The organism is Nocardiopsis sp. B62, from assembly GCF_018070675.1.
GTDB classification, from domain to species: Bacteria; Actinomycetota; Actinomycetes; order Streptosporangiales; family Streptosporangiaceae; genus Nocardiopsis; species Nocardiopsis prasina.
Map to the genome: position 1 here is coordinate 157011 of NZ_JAGPXK010000004.1, position 22666 is coordinate 179676.

Sequence of the window (22666 nt, forward strand, 5' to 3'; positions counted from 1 at the left end):
GTGAAGGAGGCCCATGCGGATCGCCCTGTTCGTCACGTGTGTCAACGACACCCTCTTCCCCGACACCGGGCGCGCGGTGGTCCGTCTCCTGGAGCGGCTGGGCCACGAGGTGGTCTTCCCCGAGGACCAGACCTGCTGCGGTCAGATGCACTACAACACCGGGTACCGGCGCCCCGCAGCCAGGCTCGCGGTGCGCTTCGCCCGGACCTTCGACGGTGCCGACGCGGTGGTGGTCCCCTCCGCCTCGTGCGCGGCGATGGTGCGCGACAACTACCCCCGGCTCGGCGCGGCGGGCAGCAGGCTCTCCCGCAAGATGGCCGACCTCGGCCCCCGCGTGTACGACCTCACCGAGTTCCTCGTGGACGTCCTGGAGGTCACCGACGTGGGCGCCTACTTCCCGCACAGGGTCGTCTACCACCCGACCTGCCACGGGCTGCGCCTCCTCGGCCTGGGTGAGCGCCCCTACCAGCTGCTGCGCGCCGTGCGCGGCCTGGAACTGCTCGAACTCCCCGGTGCCGCCGAGTGCTGCGGGTTCGGCGGCACGTTCTCGGTCAAGAACGGAGACGTGTCCGCCGCCATGGGGTTCGACAAGGCCCGCCACGTGGCCGAGACCGGCGCCGAGGTCCTGTGCGCGGTGGACAACTCCTGCCTGACGCACATCGGCGGCACCCTGTCCCGCCAGCGCTCCGGTGTCCGGATCGCCCACATCGCCGAGATCCTGGCCAGCACCGAGAAGGAGTACGCGCACGCATGAGCGCCACGTTCCTGGGCCTTCCGCCCTTTCCCGAGGCCGCCCGTTCGGCGGTCGGCGACTCCCGCACCCGCCACAACCTGCACAAGGCCACCCACACCATCCGGGGCAAACGCGACGCGGTCGTGGGTGAGCTCGGCGACGACTGGCGGCGGCTGCGCGCCGAGGGGGAGCGGATCAAGACCCACACCCTGCGCCACCTTGACCACCACCTGGAACGGCTGGAGGAGTCGGTCCACCGCGCGGGCGGCACGGTCCACTGGGCCGCCGACGCGGCCGAGGCCAACGAGATCGTCACACGGCTGGTGCGCCGGACCGGTGAGACCGAGGTGGTCAAGGTCAAGTCCATGGCCACCCAGGAGATCGAGCTCAACAACGCGTTGGAGGCGGCCGGGATCACCGCCTACGAGACCGACCTCGCCGAGTTGATCGTCCAGCTCGGCGAGGACCTGCCCTCCCACATCCTGGTGCCCGCCATCCACCTGGCCCGCTCCCAGATCCGGGAGATCTTCCTGGACCGGATGTCGGAGTGGGGGGTGCCCGCCCCGCCCGGGCTCACCGACGACCCCCGCGCGCTGGCCGAGGCCGCGCGTGTCCACCTGCGCGAACTGTTCCTGCGCGCCAAGGTGGCGGTGTCGGGGGCCAACTTCGCCGTCGCCGACTCCGGGACGCTCGTGGTGTTGGAGTCGGAGGGCAACGGACGTATGTGCCTGACCCTGCCGGAGACGCTGATCTCCGTGGTGGGGATCGAGAAGGTCGTGCCCACGTGGTCCGACCTCGAGGTGTTCCTGCAGCTGCTGCCCCGCTCCTCCACCGGGGAGCGGATGAACCCCTACACCTCCACCTGGACCGGGGTGACCCCGGGGGACGGTCCGCGCGACTTCCACCTGGTGCTGCTCGACAACGGCCGCACCGACGTGCTCGCCGACACCGTCGGACGCCAGGCGCTGCGCTGCATCCGGTGTTCGGCCTGCCTGAACATCTGTCCCGTCTACGAACGCACCGGTGGTCACGCCTACGGGTCGGTCTATCCGGGGCCGATCGGCGCGATCCTCACGCCGCAGCTGCGGGGGATGTCCTCGGAGGTGGACCGGGCGCTGCCGTACGCGTCGTCGCTGTGCGGGGCGTGCTACGACGTCTGCCCGGTGGCCATCGACATCCCGGAGGTCCTGGTGCACCTGCGTGAACGGGTCGCGGAGGGCCCCGGGCACCTCGGCGAGAAGGCCGTCATGGCCGGGGCGGAGGCGGTGTTCGGTTCGGCCGGGGCGTTGGACGCGGTGCAGCGCGCGGCGGGGCTGGTCGGTGGGGACCTGCCCCGGCACCTGCCCGGGCAGGCGGGGAAGTGGACCGACACCCGGGACCTGCCGGACGTGCCCCGGGAGACCTTCCGCCAGTGGTGGAAGCAGCGGGGGAAGGGGCAGCGATGAGCGGCACGGACGTGCGTGGCGGGAGCGGTGGGGCCATGGGTTCCCGGGAACGGGTCCTGGCCCGGGTGCGGGCGGCGCTCGCGGACGTGCCCGCCGACGAACACGTGACACCGCCCCCCGGGGACGGGTACGACGAGAGCCACTTCGAGGGGGATGCCCTGGAGGTGTTGGTGGACCGGCTGCAGGACTACAGGGCACTGGTGGAACGGGTACCGGAGGCGGCGCTGCCCGAGCGGATCGCCGCAGCGCTGGAACGGCGCGGTGCCGCCCGGGTGGCGGTCGCCTCGGGTGCTCCACGGGAGTGGTTCTCGCGGGTGACCGCGCCTCGGCTCACCGACTCCCCCGAGGCCCCGTTGTCGGTGGCCGACCTGGACGCTTGCGACGGCGTGGTGACCGGGTGCGCGCTGGCGGTCGCGGAGACCGGGACGATCGTGCTGGACGCCGGACCGGACCAGGGCCGCCGGGCCCTCACGCTGGTCCCCGACTACCACCTGTGCGTGGTGCGGGCCGACCAGGTGGTGAACGGGGTGCCGGGGGCGGTCCGGCTCCTGGACCCGGCCCGGCCGCTCACGTGGATCAGCGGCCCCTCGGCCACCAGCGACATCGAGCTCAACCGGGTGGAGGGCGTACACGGTCCCCGCACTCTGGAGGTGCTGCTGGTGGAGCCCTCCGACTGAGGTGTCGGTAGCCGTGGCTCCTGGCCCACCGGCGAGGCCGTTGGTGCGGGTGCGACGAGGTGCCGTCGCGGCCGACCGGAGGCTGGGGACGGGGCGGGCACTCGCTGCGGGCGGGGCACCGCCTCGGTCAGCGGGTCGACGCTGCTGAGGAGGCACGGGTCGTGCCCGCCCCACCATGCGGGTGCCGGTTCGCCCCCGGCGGAGTCGCCGGTGTGCACCCTCGTGCCAGACGGGTCCCGATACCTAGCGTTGCGGTGGATGGCAGACCCACCACGACGGGAAGGTTCCCCGATGCCCCGCCCCTCCTCCCCCGCTCCCGCACGCGCCCGGCCCGCCGCCCGGCGACCGTCCGCGCCCCTGAGCCTGGCCTGCGCCCTGGCCCTGGGCGGCACCCTCGCCGCCGGTCCGGCCGCCGCCTCGACCGACCGGGACCGCCCGCCCACCGCCGCTCTGCCCGAACCCACCGGCCCCGCACCCGTGGGCACCACCGACCTGCACCTGGTGGACACCGACCGCGAGGACCCGTGGTTCGGAGGCGACCGGGAGATCATGGTGACACTGTGGTACCCGGCCCGCACCGACGCCGGACGAGCGGCCCCCTACCTGACCGGGGCCGAGTCCGCGGCGATTCTCGCGCAGGCGGGATTCGACCACCTGCCCGCCGACACCCTGGCCAGGGTGCGTACCCATTCCGTGGCGGACGTCGCCCCGGTACGCACCGACCGCGGTCTGCCCCTCGTGGTGATCTCCCCCGGAGCCGGGGTCTCGCGCACCTGGATGTCCTCGCTCGGTGAGGACCTGGCCAGCCGCGGTTTCGCGGTGGCCGGGATCGACCACCGCCACGAGGCAAACCCGGTGGAGTTCCCCGACGGCCTCGTGGAGTGGTGCGGGGCCTGCGCCACCGAGCAGTGGGAGGAGGGCGCGGTCAACCGGGCCGACGACGTCTCCTTCCTCCTGGACGAGCTGGAGGGCGGTCAGGCCTGGCGCTGGTCCGAGCTCGTCGCGACCGACCGGACCGGCATGGTGGGCCACTCCTGGGGCGGTACCGCCACCGCCCAGACGCTGGCCACCGAGGAGCGCGTGGAAGCCGGGCTCAACCTGGACGGCCCCTACTACCCGGCGCAGCTGGAGGCGGAGATCGACAAGCCCCTGGCTCTGCTCGCCAACGGTCAGGGACACCCCTGGCCCGGCTGGGAGGAGCGCTGGGCCGGTCTGACCGGTTGGCGCCAGTGGATCCGCGTCACCGACTCCGGACACTCCACCGCCCTGGACCGGGGCGTGCTCATGGAACAGCTCGGGGTGCGGGACACGATGACCCCGACGGATTGGCGGAGGCAGTTCGGCGACCTCCCGGTGGAGCACGGGGTCGACCTGGTGCGGAGCTACGCCTCCGCCTACTTCGACCATCACCTGCGCGGCGGCGACCAGCCGATTCTGGACGATCCGGGGAGCGTCCACCCCGAGTTGGTCGTGGTGGACCCCGAGGGCGGCTGAGGTTCGGTTGAAGGACGGCCTCCGGGGCTCAGCTCCGGGGGTTCCAGGCCTCCAGAAGTTGTTCGAGGGGGTCGGGGACGTGCGGCTTCTCGGCGAAGGGTGCCTGGTATCGGGCGCCCTGAGCGGCGGGCAGGCGCGTCCTGCGGCGGCTCCTGCGCCTGACGACCGGTTCGCGGGGCTCGGGCCGGGCTCCGGACTGCTCGCGCTCCCCGGTCGGGGTGAACCACACGGGCAGCTCCACCAGCCCGTGCACTCCGGGTGCGGGGCGCCACCGCAGTCCGGCCGGTTCGACCGCCATGACCATGCCCCTCATCCGGTCCAGCGCCGTGTCGATGGCGGTGCGCACCAGTTCCCGGGTGAAGGCGGTGGCCGGGCAGCGGTGGGCGCCGGCGCCCCACGACAGGTGGGCGCGGTTCCCCGCCAGCAGGGCCACGGAGTCGGCGGTGTCACCGGAGACGGAGGGGTCGGTGTGCGCGGAGCCGAACCCGAAGAGCAGCGGCTCGCCCCGCCTGATCCGGGCCCCCGCGAACCTCATGTCCGTGGTCGCGTAGCGCCCGGCGAGCACGCTGACCGGGGGTTCGGTCCACATGACGTAGTCGACGAAGTCCTCCGGTGTGAGTGTGCCGCCGAGGTAGGCGGTCCACACTCCGGGGTCCTCGATCAGCCTGAGCAGGGCGTTGCCGATGAGGTGGGTGGTCGGTTCGTGGCCCGCCGCCCACAGCAGGTGCAGCGCCTCGACGGCCTCGTCGTCGGTCAGCCCGTGCGGGTGCTCCAGGATCAAGGAGGTGAGGTCCCGACCCGGCTCCGCGCGTTTGCGGGCCACCAGCCCCCGGAAGTAGGCGCGCACGGCGGGTGCGGCGGTGGCGGCTCTGTCCGGGTCGCCGCTCCACAGGTTGGCGCCGAGGTCAGCGAGCAGGTGCCCGTAGGAGTCGGGCAGCCCGAGGAGTTCGTTGAGGGCCAGAGCGGGCAGGGGCGCCGCGTACTGGCCGATGAGGTCGGCGGCGCCCGCCGACTCGACCCGTCCGATCAGGTGTACGGCGGCGCGCTGGACCACCGGGACCAGCTGTTGGGTGCCGACGGAGGCCAGCGCGTCCACGATCGGCTGGCGCAGGCGCAGGTGCTCGTCGCCGTCGTGGCTGAGGGCCGCCCCGCGCACGGGCGCCGCCCCGCTGGCGTTCCAGGGGCGCGGGTCGGCGGAGAAGTGGGTCTGGTCGCGCAGGACCTGGAGGTTCTCCTTGTAGCCGAGCAGGAGCCAGCCGGGGACACCGGGCGAGACCTCCACGGAGACCAGCCCTCCGTGTCGGGAGCGCAGCTGGTCCCAGGGCGGTTCCTCTCCGCGCGCCAGACCGCGGTCGCCGTCCTGCTGGGGGGAGAGGGCGGTCTGCGCGGTGTACGGACAGCGCGCGGCGCCCGCCGCCCCCGCCGCGTCATCGCCCGTGGACCCTGTTCCGTGACGCATGGAGACTCCTCGGTGGCTGCGGTGGGGACGACGCTAGGCGCCGCATGTTTCCGGGTCGCTTCCGTGAGGAAAGGGGCGCCTTTCGGCGTCGGGCACCGGCCCCCTCCGCAGGACGGTTCGGGAGGAATCGGACTGGCTGCCGAAGCGGCGGCGCAGAGCACCGCCGGAACCCGCGAACCCCTGGGAACAAAGGGATGTGGGTTGCTCGCAGGGGCGGCGGGGCAGGATACTGCGCCTGACTCGTGACAGCCCCGCCTCACCGGAAGGCCCCCATGACGGACACCCCGAGCACCGCCCCCCTGGACACGACCGTCGCCCACTCCGCCCGCGTGTTCAACTACTGGCTGGGCGGCAAGGACCACTACCCGGTCGACCGCGAGCTGGGAGAGCAGGTCGCGAGCTCCTTCCCCGAGATCGTCGAGCTCACCCGCGCCGACCGGCAGTTCATCATCCGCACGGTCACCCACCTGGCCCGTGAGGAGGGCGTCAGACAGTTCCTGGACATCGGTACCGGACTACCCACCGCCGACAACACGCACGAGGTGGCCCAGAGGGTCGCGCCCGACTCCAGGATCGTCTACGTCGACAACGATCCGATGGTGCTCTCCCACGCGCGCGCACTCCTGACCAGCACCCCCGAGGGCGCCACCCACTACATCGACGCCGACCTGCTCGACCCGGAGGCGCTGCTGGCCGAGGCCCGCGAGCACCTGGACTTCAGCCAGCCGATCGGGCTGAACATCATGGGCACGCTCGGGCACTTCCCCGCCGACGAGCGGACCTACGCGCTGGCCCGCGCCTACGTGGACGCCCTGCCCTCGGGCAGCTTCCTGGCCCTGTGCGACAGCACCGACACCAGCCAACAGATCGTCGACTCCGCCGCTGTCTGGAACGAGAACGCGGCGCTCCCCATCCACCTGCGCACCCCGGAGGAGATCGGCCGGTTCTTCGACGGGCTGGAGCTCCTGGAGCCCGGGGTGGTCTCCGTCCCCTTCTGGCGGCCGAACCCCGCCGAGGTCGGCCGGATCAGCGAGGTGGCGCACTACGGCGGAGTGGCCCGCAAGCCCTGACGCGTCACACCGCCCGTGCCGGGGCCGCCCCGTGCTCCGGGCTCGGGGACCCGGCACGGGCGGGCCGTGCCCCTCCGGCGCGGCGATCCGGGTGCCGACGGTCAGGCCGAGCCGGACCAGCACCCGTTCGTCGAGCCGGTCGGCGAACGACCGCCCGCTGACCACCTCCACGAGGCGGACCGCCACCCGGAAGTTCCGGTCGGTCCGCGCCCCGCGGTGCGATCACTCCCCGACCGGCCCGGGGCGGTCCGCGGGGCCGGTGGGGTGTGCTCCCCCACCCCACCGCCGAATCCGCAGGCCACCGCTGGCCGGTAGGATGGCCAGTCGGCCCGGAGGGGGCCGCACGGCCGCAGGGCCCGACAGTTTCTCGAACCGGGAGTACCACCGTGGGCAGGAAGGGCCGCAGACGCGGCGACGCGCGGGCCGAGGCCGAGTGGGCCGGGCCAGGTCCCTCGGACACACCCGTGGAGGTGGTCACCGGAGCTGTAGAGGCGCTCGTGCGCGGGCAGGAGGGCGGTGGCGTGGACCTCGCGGCGGCCCGGCTGGCCGACGCCGAGGCCCCCGCCTGGGCCGGGGCGGCGGGACGCGCGCTCTTCGACACCCTGCTCTTCGCGATCGCCGACGCCTGGGCGCGCGGCTGGCAGCCCACGGAGACGGTCCGGCACGTGTCCCGTGAGTCCGGCGCGCTGGCCGCGGCCGTGTGCGCCGAGGCCGTCACCGCCGACCTCGAACGCCACTCCGCCGCCACGGTGGACCCGCGCTGGACCGAGCAGGTGCGCGCCCTGGGCGCGACCGCCCCCGGCTCGGGTGACCAGCACCTGACCCGGTTGGGCACCGAGCACGGCCTGCTGAGGTTCGAGGCGGTCGAGGTGGTCCTGCGTCTCCTGGCCGTGTTGCGCGTGCTGCCGCCGATGCGCCGTCTGGGACCGCCTCCGGGCACCTTCCGGCCGGGTGTGCACACCTCCGCTCCGGTGGACCGGGGACGACTCCAGCGCGTTCGGGCGCTGCTGGCCAAGGCCGAGTCCACCGAGTTCCCGTCGGAGGCCGAGGCGCTGACCGCTCGGGCCCAGGAGATGATGGCCCGGCACAGCATCGACCTCGCCCTTGTGGCGCAGGACCCCGAGGAGCCGGAGGCCGCCTCGGCCCGCAGACTCCCCGTTGACTCGCCCTACGACGAGCACCGGGCCGTGCTCCTGACCGAGGTCGCCGAGGCCAACCACTGCCGTGCCGTGTGGCACCGGGAACTGGGCCTGAGCACCGTGATGGGGTTCCCCGGCGACGTGGAGGCGGTGGACCTGCTGTACACGTCCCTGCTTGTGCAGGCCGAAGCCGCGATGCGGGTGAGCGGCTCGAAACGGGACCGTTCCGGGCGCGGGGCGCGCAAGGACTTCCGGGCGTCGTTCATGTCCGCGTTCGCGGTGCGGGTGGGCGAACGCCTCAGCGAGTCGGCGCGCGCCGCCGAGGAGGCGGTCACCGCCGAGACCGGTACCGACCTCGTCCCGGTGTTCGCCGCCCGGGAGAAGGCGGTGGAGGCCGCCGTGGACGAGGCCTTCGGAGCGCTGACCTCGTCCCGGGTCCGGGGACCCTCCAGCCCCGAGGGCTGGTACGAGGGCCGCGCCGCCGCCGACGCCGCCTCCCTGGGAACCCGCTCCAGACTGACCTGAGGGCTCGGGCCGGAAAACCGCTGGCTCCGGGGTCCGTCGGGTGTGTACAACCGTCACATGCTTCGCAAGTACCCCCGCACACGGCACATCCGTGGGTCGCGGCTCCAGCACGGTGACCACGACCTGTCGGCCGAGCCGTTCGCGCACCTGGCCGGACGGCACCTGGTCGTCGAGGAGAAACTGGACGGCGCCAACTCCGGGATCAGCTTCGGTCCCGACGGCGTGCTACGGCTCCAGAGCCGGGGGCACTACCTGACCGGCGGCCCCCGTGAGCGCCAGTTCGCACCGCTCAAGGCCTGGGCGGCGGCGGTGGCGCCCGCGCTGTGGCCCCGGTTGGAGGACCGGTACGTGCTCTACGGCGAGTGGCTGTACGCCCGGCACACCGTGTACTACGACGCGCTGCCGCACTACTTCTGTGAGTTCGACGTGCTGGACACCCGCGACGGGACGTTCCTGTCCACGCCGCGCAGGAGGCGACTCCTGGCCGGGACCCCGGTGGTGTCGGTGCCCGTGCTGCACGAGGGGCCGCTGGCCTCGCTCACGGAGCTGACCGCGCTGCTGGGGACCTCCACGTGCCGGACCCCCGGGTGGCGGGCGGCACTGACCGAGGCCGCCGGGGTCGGTGGTGCCGACCCCGAACGGGCTCTGGCCGAGACGGACGACTCCGACCTCATGGAGGGGCTGTACGTCAAGGTCGAGGAGGGCGACCACACGGTCGACCGGTACAAGTGGGTGCGGGCGGAGTTCACCTCCGCGATCCTGGACGCGGGTACCCACTGGCTGGACCGGCCCCTGATCGCCAACGCGCTGGCCGATCCGGAGGTGCTGTATGCGACCGTTCGATGAGCTCTGCCCCGCTCCGCCGTACTGGGGCCTGGACTGGGAGCGGGTACGGGAGGCCTTCCCGTGGGTGCGGGACCTGGCCGGGGTGGAGCAGGACCCGGTCCACCACGCCGAGGGGGACGTGGAGGTGCACACCCGCATGGCGTGCGAAGCGCTCTCCGAACTGCCCGAGTGGCGTGCCCGGCCCGCCGAGGAGCGGGTCCGCCTCTTTGCGGCCGTGCTCCTGCACGACGTGGCCAAACCCCTGTGCACCCGGCGCGACGAGGACGGCCGGGTGACCGCCCACGGGCACTCCCGAAGCGGTGACCTGCTGGCCCGCCGGATCCTCTGGGAGTCCGGGGCCCCGATCGGGTGGCGTGAGCACGTGGCCGCGCTGGTCCGCCACCACCAGGTGCCGTTCTGGGCCCTGGAACGCCCGGACCTGCGCCAGATCGCCTTCCGGGCCAGCCTGCTGGCCCGCAACGACGACCTGGTCGTGCTGGCCACCGCCGACATCCTCGGGCGCCACTGCGCAGACGCCTCGGAGGTGCTGGACAACATCGGACTGTACGGCGAGTACTGCGCCGAGCAGCGCTGCCTGGACACACCGCGCGCCTTTCCCTCCGACCACGCTCGGTTCTGGTTCTTCCGCAGGCCCGACCGCGATCCCGACTACGCGGCGCACGACGACACCCGGATGACCGTGACGGTGATGTCCGGTCTGCCCGGAGCTGGCAAGGACCACTGGATCAGGGAGAACCGCCCGGACCTGCCGGTGGTGAGCCTGGACGCGCTCCGCACGGAACTGGGGGTCCGTCCCACCGCCGACCAGCGCCCGGTGGCCGCGGCCGCCACCGAGCGCGCCCGCGAGCACCTGCGCGCGGGCAGGTCGTTCGTGTGGAACGCCACCCACGTGTCACGCGAACTGCGCGGGCGGCCGGTGTCCCTGGCGGCCGACTACCGGGCCCGGGTGGAGATCGTGGCGTTGGAGGCACCGCCCCAGGTGCTGCGCGAACGCATGGGCCGCAGGTCCGCGCCGGTGCCGCGGGCGGCGGTGGAACGGCTGGTCCGGCGATGGGAGTGCCCCGACCCCACCGAGGCCCACCGGGTCGCCCGGGTGTTGACCGGCTAGACCTCCGGGCCAGGGACGTGCGCGCCGGTTCGGTCGAGGGGACTGCGCACCACCCCCTTGGAGCTTCCGGAGAGCGGTGTGGGGGCGAGTGTGGGGCAGGGGACGAACGCACGCGTTCCAGGGGTGCGACGCGCCCGGGGGTTCGGTGCGGCCACGGAGGCCGATGTGGCGCCGGGGGCTGCTCACCTCCACCGACGCCCGGAGGGTCAACGCACTCCGGGTTCGTGGGGCGTCGTGCGCGACCCCTGGGGTCGGGGGTGCTCTCCGGGCTGAGGGTGGTCTCGGGTGCGGCACCGACCATCGGCCACCTGGTGACGCCGACCTCCGCCAGGGAGCGGCGGGTGTCCCTGCCACCGGGGGTGCCCGGGTCCCGGTGGCAGCGGTCGCGGAGGATGGTCAGGACACCGTTCGGGGAAGTGGTCGTGGACGGTCGCCGTCTCCTTGGGCGACCACGGGCGCGTCTTCCAGGCTCGGGACACCCTGGGGTCGCGCAGCGCGTCGCGCGCCTTGACGGAGGCGGTGGACGCCCCGATCCGCCATCGCTCCCCCAGGTGCACGAACCACACCGGTGGGACCACGTGGGGCGACCCGTCGGAGCGTAGAGTGCGCGGCCGGGCGTTACGGTCGTCGGCAGGGCGTCGGCGCGGGAGCGCTGGGAAGGTGGGGTCGGGCACGGTGCTCCCAGGGTCGGACCGGTTCTCCAGCGGTGTGCGACCTCGACCGCGGTTGAGGTCGATCGGAGGAAACGGGATAAAACGACCAATCACCCTTTTCACTGTTGACACTTGCGACTCAGACGCTCATCTTGAACACCAACAGGCCGAGGCGGCACGCTTTTCCGGATAGCATGAACCGGGACCTTCAGAACCGCGTGGACCACACCGATCGGTTCAGTACAAGCCCTCCACCACAGGGCCTGTGGCATTCGGATTCGCCATCCCAGTACCCCTTGCGGGGTTTTCGGCACTCACGTTTTCCATCTGCATTGAGAACGATGTCAACAACGGAACCCTGTGTTGGGGAGACCTTTCCGAACCGAGACACCGGACGTTGGCGACGCCATTTCGCGTTGCTGTGGAGCAGTGTGGCACTGGCCGGTCTCGGGACCATGACCTTCGGTCTGGCCGTCCCCCTCCTGGCCCTGTTCCACACCGGCTCCCCGGTGCTGGCCGGCTGGATCTCCGCCGCCGGCATGGTGCCCCGCACCGTCCTGCACATCCCCGTGGGCCTCGTGGTGGACCGCCACGACCCGCGCACCGTCATGGTCGTCGGCCTGGCCGCCCGCATCGCCTGCGTCGTCCTGTTCGTCGCCCCGGTCCTGGTGTTCGACGCACCCGTGGTCCTGCTCGCGGTGGCCTCCGCCCTGCACGGCGTGTGCGGCACCCTGCACGCCACCGCCGGGGCGGCCGCCGTCCCACTCCTCGTCCCCCGGGACGAACTGGCCGGGGCCGCGGCCAAGAACGAGGCCCGCACCGACGCCACCCAGATGATCGGCCGCCCCCTCGGCGGAGCCCTGTACGGCCTGGCGCACGGACTGCCCGCGCTCTTCGACACCCTGGTCTCCGCCCTGGGGCTGTGGGCCGCCTGGCTGCTGCCCCGGTCACGGCCGAGGCCCCAGCGGTCCGGCCCCCGGCACGGTGTCCTCCGGGAACTGGCCGGGGGCTTCCTGTTGCTGCGCACCGACCGCTTCCTGCTGCGGTCACTGGTCGTGTGCACCATCACCAACGCGCTGTTCCAGTCGGTCTGGCTGATCATCATGCTGACCGCCACCGACGAGGACCTGTCCGCCTTCCTGCTCGGCGTGGTGCTGGCCGCCACCGGCGCCGGAGGGCTGCTCGGCGCCCTGCTCGCCCCGGTCCTGGTGCGCAGGCTGACCCCCACCCGGATGGTGGTGCTGTGCCTGTGGTCGTGGCTCGCCCTGACCCTCCTGCTCGTCGGCGCCGAGCGGGCCGGGTCCACCTGGCTCCTGGCGGCGCTGCCCGTGGTCTGGGGCGGCATCGGGTTCGTCGGGGCGCACATGAACGTCACCGTGGCGACCTACCACACCACCCACGTCCCACCGGAGATGCTGGGGCGCCTCACCGGCACCGTCCGCTTCCTCAGCGGCGGCGCCCTGCCCGCGGGCATGCTGGGCGGGGGCTACGCGCTGGAGGCCCTGGGAGTGCACGGCACGGTCCTGCTCGTGTGCGGGGCCACCGGGGCGCTGACCCTCTCCTTCACTCTGCTCCTGGTTCTGCGCTCGGCTCCCCCTCGACCGGCTCCGCGGAGGAACCAGCCCCGCCCCCGAGCCGCCCCACGGGCGCTCCCGCCTCCAGCACCCACTCCGCCGGAACCGCCCCGGCCAGCGCCCGAAGACCCGACGCCAAATCCCGGTGCACCTGGTCGGCGCTCCGGTCGGTACGCGCCTGAACGTGGTTGACCACCTCGTCCACCGCGTCACGCAGCTCGTCGACGTGGTCCTGACCGTCCGGCGGCAGGACGTCGCGCATGCGCTCGACCGCGATCACCGCGTCGTAGATGTCGGTCCGGGCCTGCCGCACGAGGTCGGACAGGTCGTCGCCACCCTGGCGGGGAGGACCGTGCATCCGGATCTGGGCGATGTTGCGCATGCCGATGTCGAGCCGCAACACGCTGCCGCGCACCTCCTCCAGCCGTGTGTGCACCTCCCGTTGCCGGGCCCGCCCCCGCTCGTACTCGCGCTGCTCGCGCTCCCGCTTGAGGGTGTGCTCCGCCCTCCAGCGCTCGACCTTCGCGGTCCGGTAGCCGGACAGCGCCGTGGCCCCCAGGGTGCTGATCGCGGTGATGACACCGGTGATCAGGGCGACCAGGACGGTGGAGTCCACGCTCAGTTCCTCCCTTTGCCGGACGTTCCCCGCTGCTCCGCGCGGATCTCCCCGCGGGTGCGCCGCGCCTCGGTGATCCCGCCGCCACCCACCATGGCGCCCTCTAGGACGTCCAGGGCCGAGCTCCCCTGACCCGCGAGCCAGAGCACCTGCCCGATCCCGGCCCTCAGGCTGGGGTCGGCGTGCACCCGGCCCTCGGCCGCCGCCACCCCCGTCAACCCCGCCGACCTCTCGCCCGCCATCAGGCGGTTGCGCGCCTCGGCGACCAGCAGGCGCGAGACCGCCGCGCCGTCGCCGACCGCCTCGCGCTGCCTGGCTGCGTCCGCGTAGTTTGCGGCCGCCGCCAGGTGGTCGCCGCGCTCGAACGCGAGGTCGCCAAGGAGCGCGGTGAGCAGCGCGCGCTCCCTGGGGTTCGGCACCGGTCGGTCGCCCAGGCCACGACGGGCGTGCTCGGCGGCCAGCGCCGTCTCCCCCCGGGTGTGGGCGGCGCGGGCGGCCTCCAGGGGATCGGGGCCGCTCGGGGTGGAGGGCCCGCGCGCGAACGGGGAGAGGGACACCAGGGGACCCGCCAGCTTCGGGTGGCGCAGCAGGTAGGCGGAGCCGTCCCGGTTGGCGGTGACCAGGTGGCGGTCCTCCAGGGCGTGGACCACCCCGGGCGTCAGTTCGCTGTCCGGGTCCTCGCAGGCCGGTCGGCCCACTCCCCGGGGGCCGGCCCCCGCCACCGCGCGCAGCCAGGCGTACGGAACCTCAGGGGAGACCAGGTGTTCGTCCGCCACCTCCGCGAGGACCCCCGCCAGGCGCTCGGTGAGGAGGCGGTCGACCTCGGAGTCGGCGTCCGGAACCAGGGCGGCGCCGGACTCGCTGGCCCTCTCCCAGAGCGCCCGCCCCAGGAACTGGAGCAGGGCGGGCTCCACGGTGTCCTTCGGGGGCCCCGGGCGCGGCCCAGCGTCGCGGGCGGTACGGGTCTGGTCCACGAGCAGGTCGGCGTCCCGCGCGGCGGTGCGTGAACCCGCCAGTGCCAGGGCGCGCGCCACCACGTCGGTGGCGGTTCCCGGGGCGAACGGCGTCAGTCGCACCTCGGCGTGGTCGACCTCGCGCTTCTCCACGAGGCGCCGGAGTTCGTCGAGGTGCTGCGTGCGCACGGTGAGCAGCAGGTGGAGGTCGGTGCGGTGCTCCACGGCGGTGAACAGTTCGTCCAGGAAGTCCCTGCGCACCGGTTCGGGCGCGACGGAACGCCGCAGGAGGAGTTCGGTCTGGTCCAGGACGGCGAAGACCGGCCGGGGCAGGCCCTGCCGGTCGGTGCTCTCGTGGGTGCGCAGGTAGTCGCTGATCGAGGTGCCGGGGCCGTGGGTGGGGAACTCCGAGGGGCTCCACAGGGCCAGCAGAGCACGGCTGTAGGGGTTCTGTCCGGGGAGTATCGCGGCGGGAAATCCCGGGTCGAAGCGGAGTTCGCCCTGGGGCAGTACGGTGCTGCCGCGGTCTGTGAGCGTGGGCACGGCCCCCGCTCTGACCAGGGATGTCTTTCCCACCCCGTTGTCGCCGTGGAGGACGGTGAGCCGGTGGCGGCTCCAGGAACGCACCAGTTCCTCGGTTTCGGAACTGCGGCCGAGAAAGTGTCGCCGGTCCTGGGCGCGGAAGGGCCGCGCCCCGACGAACGGTCCGTGCGCGTGGACGATGGCGGCTCGTGTCATGAAGCAGCTCCCGGCCAGCGAGAATGGAGACAGCACCTCAGTGAGGAGCGCTGTCCATGGTGTCACGGGTCAGGGCGTGGTTCGAGCCCCTGCGAAATTCCTGTGTCCTTTTCGCCGCACGGACGAGGTCGCGTCAGCGAACGGTGCTACTCGGGGTCGTTGACGAACCCGGCCACCACCTCGGCTCCGGCCTCTCCGGGGTCGAGCACCGTGCGCAGCGCCTCGGCGATCGCCGATCCGCCCATCGCCTCCAGGTCGCGCAACGACAGTTCACCCACGTCCACCAGTGCCGTTCCCCCGGTGGACCCGTGTTCTCCCATGTGCTCGCCTCCGCGTGATAATGGCCGCCGTCGTGCGGCCAGCCGCGAACTGACGGTGGGGTCCGCCCTTTCGCCCCGGCGTTCTTGGAATCGCCGTACAGAAGTTCCTACCACACACCTGTCCTTCCCTAACCTCTTCGCCTACTCTGATGACGTTGACGAATCCCTCACGCAACAAGTAGTGACACAACACAACACCGGGACTTCTTCCGTTCAAGGGGAAAAGAATTCCTGGTGGGGCCTATGTGAAACCGGAGGACAACGCGTGACCGCTTCCAAAGGGAACCCCCAGGGCCAGAGCAGGAACCGTTTCCCGGAAGGGGCCGGACACGGCGGAAACAGATTTCCCGAAGTGTGGGGCCGTGTCCCGCCGCGCCACAAGAACTTCACCGGCCGCGACGAGCAGATCAGCGCTCTCCGCGGCGGGCTGCTCAACCAGGTCACCGCGGTGGTCCCGCACTCCCCCTCCGACCCGGTGGTCCCGCACACGCTCCACGGGTACGGCGGTGTCGGCAAGACCCTCATGGCCGTGGAGTACGCCCACCGTTACCGAGCCGAGTACGACCTCGTCTGGTGGATCATGGCCGACCAGCCCGGCCTCGTGGACTCCGCGTTGGCCCACCTGGCGCCGCACCTGGGGCTCCCCGGTCCGGGGGTGACCGGCGTCGAGGACGCCGCCGACGCGGTCCTGGAGGCCCTGCGCAAGGGTGAGCCGTACTCGCGCTGGCTGCTCATCTTCGACAACGCGGACGAGCCCGAGGAACTCACCGAGGTCATCCCCCAGGGACCCGGGCACGTGCTGATCACCACCCGCAACCACCGGTGGGAGGGCGTCGCCCAGACCGTGCCGGTGAACGTGTTCAGCGAGCACGAGAGCGTGGAGTTCCTCAAGAAGCGCATCCCGCGCGGCATCACCACCGCGGAGGCCGTCGAGCTGTCCGAGGCGCTGGGATACCTCCCCCTGGCGCTGGAGCAGGCCGGGGCCCTGCAGTCCGAGACCGGCATGTCCACCCAGGAGTACCTGCGGCTGCTCTCCGAGCGCACCGGCCCGCTGCTGCGCGAGGGCAAGCCTCCGGAGTACCCCAAGCCCATGACGGCCGCCTGGCAGCTGTCCGTGGAGAAACTCAAGGAGAACCTGCCCGAGGCGATGGAGCTGTTGCGCTGCTGCGCCTTCTTCGGCCCCGAGCCCATTCCCCGCGACCTGTTCTTCCCCGTGGACGACGGTCCGATCCGCCCGGAGATGGCCGCCCTGATGGACGACCCCATCCGGTTGAGCAAGGCCATCGGCCAGCTGGGCCGGTACGCGCTGGTCCGCCTCGACCAGGCCAACCGGACCATCCAGGTGCACCGGCTGATCCAGGCACTGCTGCGCGAGGAACTGGACGAGCCCACCCAGGAGTCGATCCGGGTCGAGGTGTGGTCCCTGCTCAGCGCGGCGGCCCCGAACTCCTTCACCGACGCCGCCTCCCAGGCGCGCTACCTCGAACTGCTCTCCCACATGCGCCCGGCCGGGGTCGCCGAGTCGGACAGGCCCGAGGTGCGGCGCTTCGCGCTGAACATGCTGAACTTCCTGTACGTGTCCGGCAACTTCGAGACCGCCGGACGGTACGCGGAGAACTTCATCGAGAAGTGGACCGCCGACTCCGGCGAGGAGGACTCGTTCGTCCTGGAGGCCCAGGCCAAGTACGCCAACCGGCTCCGGGACCTGGGGAGCTACATCGCCTCGCACGACCTCAACCTGGCGATCCTCCCGAAGATGCGCCGCACGCTGGGCCACGCGCACCCGGAGACCCTCTCCGTGCTCTCCGGGCTGGGCGCGGACTACCGGGCGCGCGGGGACTTCTGGCAGGCCCGCGAACACGACGAGGAGGTGCTGCGCCAGTACCAGGAGGCCTTCGGCCCGAACGACACCGCGACCCTGCGCGCCATGAACAGTCTGGCCCTGGACCACGCGCTCACCAGCGACTTCGCCGGGGCGCAGAGCAAGCACGAGCGCGCCTACATGCTGTTCAAACGCAGCGGCCCGACCGGGGCCTCGCCCACGCTGCTGGCGTTCTGGTCCGGGCTGGCCCAGGTGGTGCGGCTGGCGGGTGACTACACCGAGGCCTGCGACCTGGGTGAGGACGCCCTCGCCTACGGTCGTGAGCACCTCGGCGTGGACGACCCCCGCACGCTGCGCACCCAGGTGGACCTGGCGATCGCCCGCAGGCTCTCGGGGGAGCTGGACGAGGCCCTCGAACTCGGCCAGGACGCCCACTCGCGCTACCTGCGCCTGCACGGCATCAACCACCCGAGCACCCTGGCCGCGGCCATGTGCCTGGCCAACCTGTGGCGGATGACCGGCGAGCTGGCCGGGGCGCTGGAGCTGGCCGAGGACACCGACATGCGTTACGCGCAGGCCTACGGGGCCGACCACCCGTACAAGCACGGCTGCACGAGCAACGTGGCGCTGCTGTACCGGTTGATGGGCGATCCGGGGCGTTCCCGTTCGATGAACGAGTCGGCGCTGACCGCCCTGGAGGCCAGACTCGGCCGCAACCACCACTACACCCTGGCGGCGGCCACCAACCTGGCCAGCGACCTGGCCGCCCTGGGCGAGGCGAAGAACGCCACGCGGTTGGGCCGGGGCACCCTGCGCCGCTACCGGGCCCTGCTGGGCGAGGAGCACCCCAGCTCGCTGGCCTGCGCGTCCAACCTGGTGCTGGACCTGCGCGCCGAGCTGGAGACGGACGACGCCGACGAGATGGCCGAACACACCTTCACAGGCTTCCTGCGCGCCCTGGGCCGCGAGCACTCCTTCACCGGCGCGGCGGGTGAGGGCCGCCGCCTGGTCGCCGACTTCGACCCGCCACTGCTCTGAGGACCCTACGCTCCGGACCGGCCCCCTGATCCGGGCCAGCCGTGGCGTGCGTGCCAGTGCTCCCGGTGGGTGCGGGCGGCGGACTCGGCGGCCGCCTCCGCGGGAGCGGGGACCGGTTCGGCCAGCCACGCTCGCAGGGTGCGGTCGGTGGCGGCCAGGAAGCGTTTCCCCTCGGCGGTGAGCCTGCCCGAGTCGGCCAGGGCCTCGGCCGCGTCCGCCGTGGTGCGCCGCCAGTGCGCGAAGTCCGCGTGGGCTCGGGCGGCCTCGTCCCCGGCGACGGTGTGTCGGTGCCTTCGCCAGAACCCGGCCACCCCCAGGTGGGCGTAGACCCCCTGGAACAGCCCCGAGGCGGGGCGCGGGTCCGGGCGCCAGGGCGCGTAGAAGCGGCTGCCGTCCTCGGGCAGGGTGAGTTCCACCAGGTCGAGCAGGGCGGTGAGTTTGGCGTGCTGGACCTCGTGGGCGAAGGTCAGGGCCAGCAGCGTCGGTCCGGGCGGGGTGGACAGCCCCAGGTTGCCGAAGGCGTGCCGGGCGGTGGCGCTGGTGTGGGTGCGCCCGCCCGGCGCGCTGATGGGGGTCAGCGTGACCACGGTTTCGGCGGTCTCCGCGGCCACGGTCCAGTGGTGGTCCACCAACAGTCGCCAGGCCTGCTCCAGGTCGCGGCGCCAGTGGGCGAGTTCGGCGGCGCCGAGTCGGTGGGCGACCAGGTCGGCACCCGGCATACGGTCGGGGTCCTGGTCGTCGAGGAGCAGCGTGAGGCGCTGTCCCCGGTGCTCGGCGACCATGCGGCGCAGGGCGTGCCAGCCGGGAGCGTCCTCGTGGGGGTCCGCGGGTACGGTCACCTCCGGCCCGTCCCCGGAACGCAGCACGGCCCGGCCTCCGGTGGTCTCGAACCGGGCGCGTCCCGTACTGACCCTCCGGCTCTCCACGCCGACGAGTGCCCGGCCCAGCGACGGCAGCGGCGCGGTGGGGCCGTCCAGGGGGACCTCCAGGCGTGCCTCCATCCCGCCGCGCAGGGCGGCGACGGCCGCGATCGCCGCCAGTCCGGTCACCCGCGGCCGTTCGGGGCGGTGCCCGGCCAGGGCGAGCGCGGTCCGTCGGGCCCAGACCCCGACGGTGGGGTGGCGCAACACGGTCGCGACCCGGTCGGGCGCGTGTTCCTGGGCTTCGGCGAGCAGGTCGTAGGCGTCCCGGGCACGATCGGCGTCGGGATGTCTCGCCCCCCGCGCCGCGTCCACGACGCGGCGCAGCAACAGCAGGTGCTTGCCGAACTGGGCGGCGCGCAGGTATCCGGTGGCCCCGGCTCCGCCGCCGCCACGGGACAGCGCCTCGAACACCGGTTCCGGAACCGGATCTGACATTCAGAGCCCTTTCCTGATGCGGGCCACGTCCGCGGCCACGGTCTGGTGGATGTGGGTGATGAGGTGGAACAGATCGGCGCAGTACACGGAGGGGTTGAGGAATCCGCTCCCCTCTCGGTAACGGTGCGGGTAGAGGCCGCCGCCGCAGACCCGGGAGAGCGGGCAGTCGGTGCAGGTGGCGCTGAGGGCGCGGGCCCCGATCTGCCGGGCGGCCACGGCGGGCAGGTAGAGGGCGTCGTCGAAGGTGTGGGTGAAGGTGTGCAGGGGCGTGCTCGCCGCCCCCTCGAAGGCGGACTTCAGGCTGTCGACCTGTTCGATCCCGCCGTCGGTCTCCACCACCACGAGGGCGGCCGGGGAGAGGCCCACGCTCTCCGTACGTGAGGGACTGCCCAGGACGAGGCGGATGATCTCGTTGAACATGCGGATGTTGGTCTCGCGCTCGGTCGAGTGGTACCAGCGGTCGAACACGGAGACGAGCCAGGCGCCGTAGCGCGGCTCGGTGGGCGACCAGCCGGGTGGCGGTTCGTCCCAGTTGCCGTGCGGCAGGAGGAAGTCGACGCTGGGCGGGTCGTACTCCAGCAGGTGCTCGAAGGTGGTGACCGGGTCCGATTCGAGGTCGACGGTGGAGAGCAGGCCCGCCAGCAGGCGGCCGTCGCGCTCGTTGAGCCGTTCGATGCCCGCGCGCACTTCGGAGTGGGTGCCCCGACCGTTGGCGCGGGTGCGGTGGCGGTCGTGGTCGGCCTCGGCACCGTCGATGCTCACCCCCACCCGGATGCCGAGTTCCTCGAACAGGTCGAGGAAGTGGGAGTCGATCAGGACCCCGTTGGTCTGCATCCGCAGTGCCACGTGGACGTCGGGCTCGCAGGCCTTGCGCAGGGACTGGACGGTGTGTCGGAGGTGGTCGAGTCCGACCAGGAGCGGCTCCCCGCCGTGGAGGACGACGTCCACCCGCTCGCGCCCGTGGGCCCGGGCGTGCTCGGCGATGCGTTCGGCGACCCGGTCCACAGTGGGCCGGGCCATCCGGCGGGGTTGTGATCTCCAGCTCTGGTCGGCCATCTCGTACATGTAGCAGTAGTCACAGGCCAGATTGCAGCGACTGTGGATCTTGAGGATGAACTCGCGAAAGGGGGTGGGCCGCCACCCCCGCCCGAGGAGCTCTTCGACATCCATGTCGTCTGGCCATTCGGGGCGTCTTTCCGGGTCGGTACTCCGTGCCACGCGGGCGACCTCCTGGGATGACGTATAGTGCGAAATCCAGTTGGATTATCGCATTTGTCGTTCTATGTACTCCCCATGGGTATCCACAAACCTCGTGCGCGGTCAGTCCACCCCCACTCCGCGGTGCGGACACCCTGACCCGAGACCCCTCACCCGGGGTCGGTCCCGCCAGCCGCCTCCGGCGATTCTTCCCGACTCACGGCACCCAAACATCACAGCCTCTGAGAAAATGACCGATTCCGGCCATCGAAACGGAGATTAGCCATTTCCTGAGAGAGCACGGCGAAACCAGTCCATAAGCTCCCTGATCACGATTCCATCGCTTTTGCCCGACCTTTCTCCCCCCGCTTCACCGCTCCCCCACGAACCCCAGGGAAAGGCGCGCCCATTCAGCGGTCGCACACGGGAGGGAAGCGCTGGTTTTCGACGTTTTCCCATGCGAGAGCACCTGCCGAGGTTAAGCTAGTGCGGTTCGGCCATCCGCCTAACGTTCGGTGACGACATCATGACTGAGCGAATTCTGCCCGCCATCTCCGCCTGCCTCGCCTGGGCCGACGAAGCCGACCCCCCGCCCGTCCTCGAAAAGGAGGACCTGGCCCTCCTCCTCAGCGTCCACCGCGACACCGGGGCGCACGAACCCGGCGACTGGACCGTGGACGACGTCCACGACGTCGCCACCGTCCTGCGAAGCAGGGACACCCTGCCCGCCAGCCTCCGGGACAGCTGGCTGTCCTGGTGTGACCACCTGGTCTCCTCCGGCGGGCTGCTGTCGGTGGAGAGCCCGCGCCGTCTGCGCGCCACCATCGAGCGGATCGGGCTGACGCCGGGCCTCGTCCCGCGCACGGTTCGCGACCCCATGGACGACGCCGCCTCACCACTGCTGGCGCGACTGGGCTGCGTGGAGGACGAGGATCCCACTCCGCTGCTGCCCTACGTACCCGCGCCGCTGGCCGAACTGGACGCCCGGGCCGCCGCCTGCCCGACCCTGCACCGGGCCGCCCTGCTGTCGGCCTGGGTGGCGCCCAGGCGACTGCTGCGCCCCGGCACCGACCACGACGAGCTCGGTGTGGAGGAGACCGCCCGGGCCGCCGACGACCTGGGCACCACCCCGGCCGAGATCCGCTTCCTGTTCTCCGTGGCCCGCTCGGCGGCGCTGGTGCGCACCACCTACCTCCACGTCCTGCCCGGTCCTGCGGCGAGCGCCTGGGCCGAGGACCGTCCCGGGACGGCCGCCCACGCCTGGGCGGACGCCCTGACCACCATGGCCGCGCTTCCCGGACCCGCGCCGTTCCTGCTGCTGGCCGAACTCTTCCTGTCCGGTCGGGCGCGCACGCCGGCCGAGCTGGTCGACGCCTGCGGCCCCGGCGCCCTTCCCGGTTCCGAGGAGCCCGAGCAGCACGTCCTGCGGGCGCTCAAGGTTCTGGCCGACCTCGACGCCGTGGAGAGGGTCGGCCCCGAGCGGTACCGGGCCACCGACCTGGGCGACCACTGCGCCGCACGGCACCTGGGCGAGTCCGGCGTCGAGGTGCCGGTCGTCCCGCCCGTGACCGATCTGGACGCGAAGGGGTTCCTCGACCTGGTGGAGGGGGTCCGCCCAGTGGACGTGGAGGTCCTGTTGGACCGCTGGCTCGCGGGCCGCGCGCCGAAGGAGGCCGCGCGGGCCCTGATGGACGCCGGGCTGCCGCCCGTCGACGACGACCCCGAGTCGTTCGTCCGCACCGTGTCCGCCCACCCCTGGGCCGACAGCGTGCTGGCCCGCATCAGGGCCTGCCCGCTGAGGGACACCGCGGCCCTGGCCCGCTAGGGAACCCTCCGACCGTCAACCGCGCGGGCCCGCCGTGTCAGCCCTGTGGAGGGGGCGTGGGCGAGCGGGTCGACCA

General features: G+C 72.5%; 16 protein-coding genes. 11 read left to right on the forward strand and 5 right to left on the reverse strand.

What is annotated here, in order from left to right:
- Window positions 1-13: 13 nt before the first annotated feature.
- The 4 genes from KBX21_RS06480 to KBX21_RS06495 all read left to right on the forward strand — a co-directional run bounded on the left by KBX21_RS06480 (window position 14) and on the right by KBX21_RS06495 (window position 4349).
- The gene (locus tag KBX21_RS06480) at window positions 14-754 is read left to right on the forward strand and encodes a (Fe-S)-binding protein (protein WP_049578322.1); all 741 of its coding nucleotides are present in this window, start codon (window positions 14-16) and stop codon (window positions 752-754) included.
- The gene (locus KBX21_RS06485) at window positions 751-2178 is read left to right on the forward strand and encodes a lactate utilization protein B (RefSeq protein WP_210841316.1); all 1428 of its coding nucleotides are present in this window, start codon (window positions 751-753) and stop codon (window positions 2176-2178) included. Before KBX21_RS06480 ends, KBX21_RS06485 begins: the two co-directional genes overlap by 4 nt.
- The gene (locus tag KBX21_RS06490) at window positions 2175-2855 is read left to right on the forward strand and encodes a lactate utilization protein C (protein ID WP_247665328.1); all 681 of its coding nucleotides are present in this window, start codon (window positions 2175-2177) and stop codon (window positions 2853-2855) included. The genes KBX21_RS06485 and KBX21_RS06490 overlap by 4 nt, the downstream gene beginning before the upstream one ends.
- 291 nt (window positions 2856-3146) lie before the next feature.
- Window positions 3147-4349 carry an acetylhydrolase gene (locus KBX21_RS06495; protein WP_210841317.1) on the forward strand — a complete coding sequence of 401 codons (1203 nt, stop codon included), beginning with the start codon at window positions 3147-3149 and terminating at the stop codon, window positions 4347-4349.
- A 28-nt stretch (window positions 4350-4377) separates the two neighbouring features.
- Here the strand turns inward: KBX21_RS06495 and KBX21_RS06500 are convergent, their stop codons facing one another.
- A complete protein-coding gene (locus KBX21_RS06500) occupies window positions 4378-5808 on the reverse strand; it encodes a cytochrome P450 (protein WP_210841318.1) in 1431 nt (476 codons plus the stop codon).
- Window positions 5809-6080: 272 nt separating this feature from the next.
- Between KBX21_RS06500 and KBX21_RS06505 the strand changes: the two genes are divergently transcribed.
- The 5 genes from KBX21_RS06505 to KBX21_RS06525 all read left to right on the forward strand — a co-directional run bounded on the left by KBX21_RS06505 (window position 6081) and on the right by KBX21_RS06525 (window position 12915).
- Complete coding sequence (locus KBX21_RS06505; protein ID WP_210841319.1) at window positions 6081-6878, forward strand: SAM-dependent methyltransferase; 798 nt, start codon at window positions 6081-6083, stop codon at window positions 6876-6878.
- A gap of 386 nt (window positions 6879-7264) precedes the next feature.
- Window positions 7265-8542 carry a DUF2786 domain-containing protein gene (locus KBX21_RS06510; protein WP_210841320.1) on the forward strand — a complete coding sequence of 426 codons (1278 nt, stop codon included), beginning with the start codon at window positions 7265-7267 and terminating at the stop codon, window positions 8540-8542.
- Window positions 8543-8599: 57 nt separating this feature from the next.
- Window positions 8600-9388, forward strand: coding sequence for an RNA ligase family protein (locus tag KBX21_RS06515; RefSeq protein WP_210841321.1), 789 nt, complete (start codon window positions 8600-8602; stop codon window positions 9386-9388).
- Window positions 9372-10496 (forward strand): AAA family ATPase, encoded by a 1125-nt coding sequence (locus KBX21_RS06520; protein ID WP_210841322.1) that lies wholly within the window; start codon window positions 9372-9374, stop codon window positions 10494-10496. The genes KBX21_RS06515 and KBX21_RS06520 overlap by 17 nt, the downstream gene beginning before the upstream one ends.
- Window positions 10497-11580: 1084 nt before the next feature.
- Window positions 11581-12915 (forward strand): MFS transporter, encoded by a 1335-nt coding sequence (locus KBX21_RS06525; RefSeq protein ID WP_234004095.1) that lies wholly within the window; start codon window positions 11581-11583, stop codon window positions 12913-12915.
- Window positions 12916-13341: 426 nt separating this feature from the next.
- Here the strand turns inward: KBX21_RS06525 and KBX21_RS06530 are convergent, their stop codons facing one another.
- Window positions 13342-15030, reverse strand: coding sequence for an ATP-binding protein (locus KBX21_RS06530; protein WP_210841323.1), 1689 nt, complete (start codon window positions 15028-15030; stop codon window positions 13342-13344).
- Between the two features lie 146 nt (window positions 15031-15176).
- Window positions 15177-15350: an FxSxx-COOH cyclophane-containing RiPP peptide gene (gene fxsA / locus KBX21_RS06535; protein WP_017544888.1), complete on the reverse strand. Its 174-nt coding sequence runs from the start codon at window positions 15348-15350 to the stop codon at window positions 15177-15179.
- Between the two features lie 352 nt (window positions 15351-15702).
- Between fxsA and fxsT the strand changes: the two genes are divergently transcribed.
- Window positions 15703-18210, forward strand: a complete 2508-nt coding sequence (fxsT, locus tag KBX21_RS06540) for an FxSxx-COOH system tetratricopeptide repeat protein (protein ID WP_210841324.1) — start codon at window positions 15703-15705, stop codon at window positions 18208-18210.
- Window positions 18211-18215: 5 nt separating this feature from the next.
- On the opposite strand, the gene KBX21_RS06545 is transcribed toward fxsT, so the two are convergent.
- A complete protein-coding gene (locus KBX21_RS06545) occupies window positions 18216-19568 on the reverse strand; it encodes an HEXXH motif domain-containing protein (protein ID WP_210841325.1) in 1353 nt (450 codons plus the stop codon).
- Window positions 19569-20738 carry an FxsB family cyclophane-forming radical SAM/SPASM peptide maturase gene (locus KBX21_RS06550; RefSeq protein WP_049577827.1) on the reverse strand — a complete coding sequence of 390 codons (1170 nt, stop codon included), beginning with the start codon at window positions 20736-20738 and terminating at the stop codon, window positions 19569-19571.
- A 553-nt stretch (window positions 20739-21291) separates the two neighbouring features.
- On the opposite strand from KBX21_RS06550, the gene KBX21_RS06555 reads away from it, so the two are divergent.
- A complete protein-coding gene (locus tag KBX21_RS06555; RefSeq protein ID WP_210841326.1) occupies window positions 21292-22590 on the forward strand; it encodes a hypothetical protein in 1299 nt (432 codons plus the stop codon).
- Window positions 22591-22666: the final 76 nt, after the last annotated feature.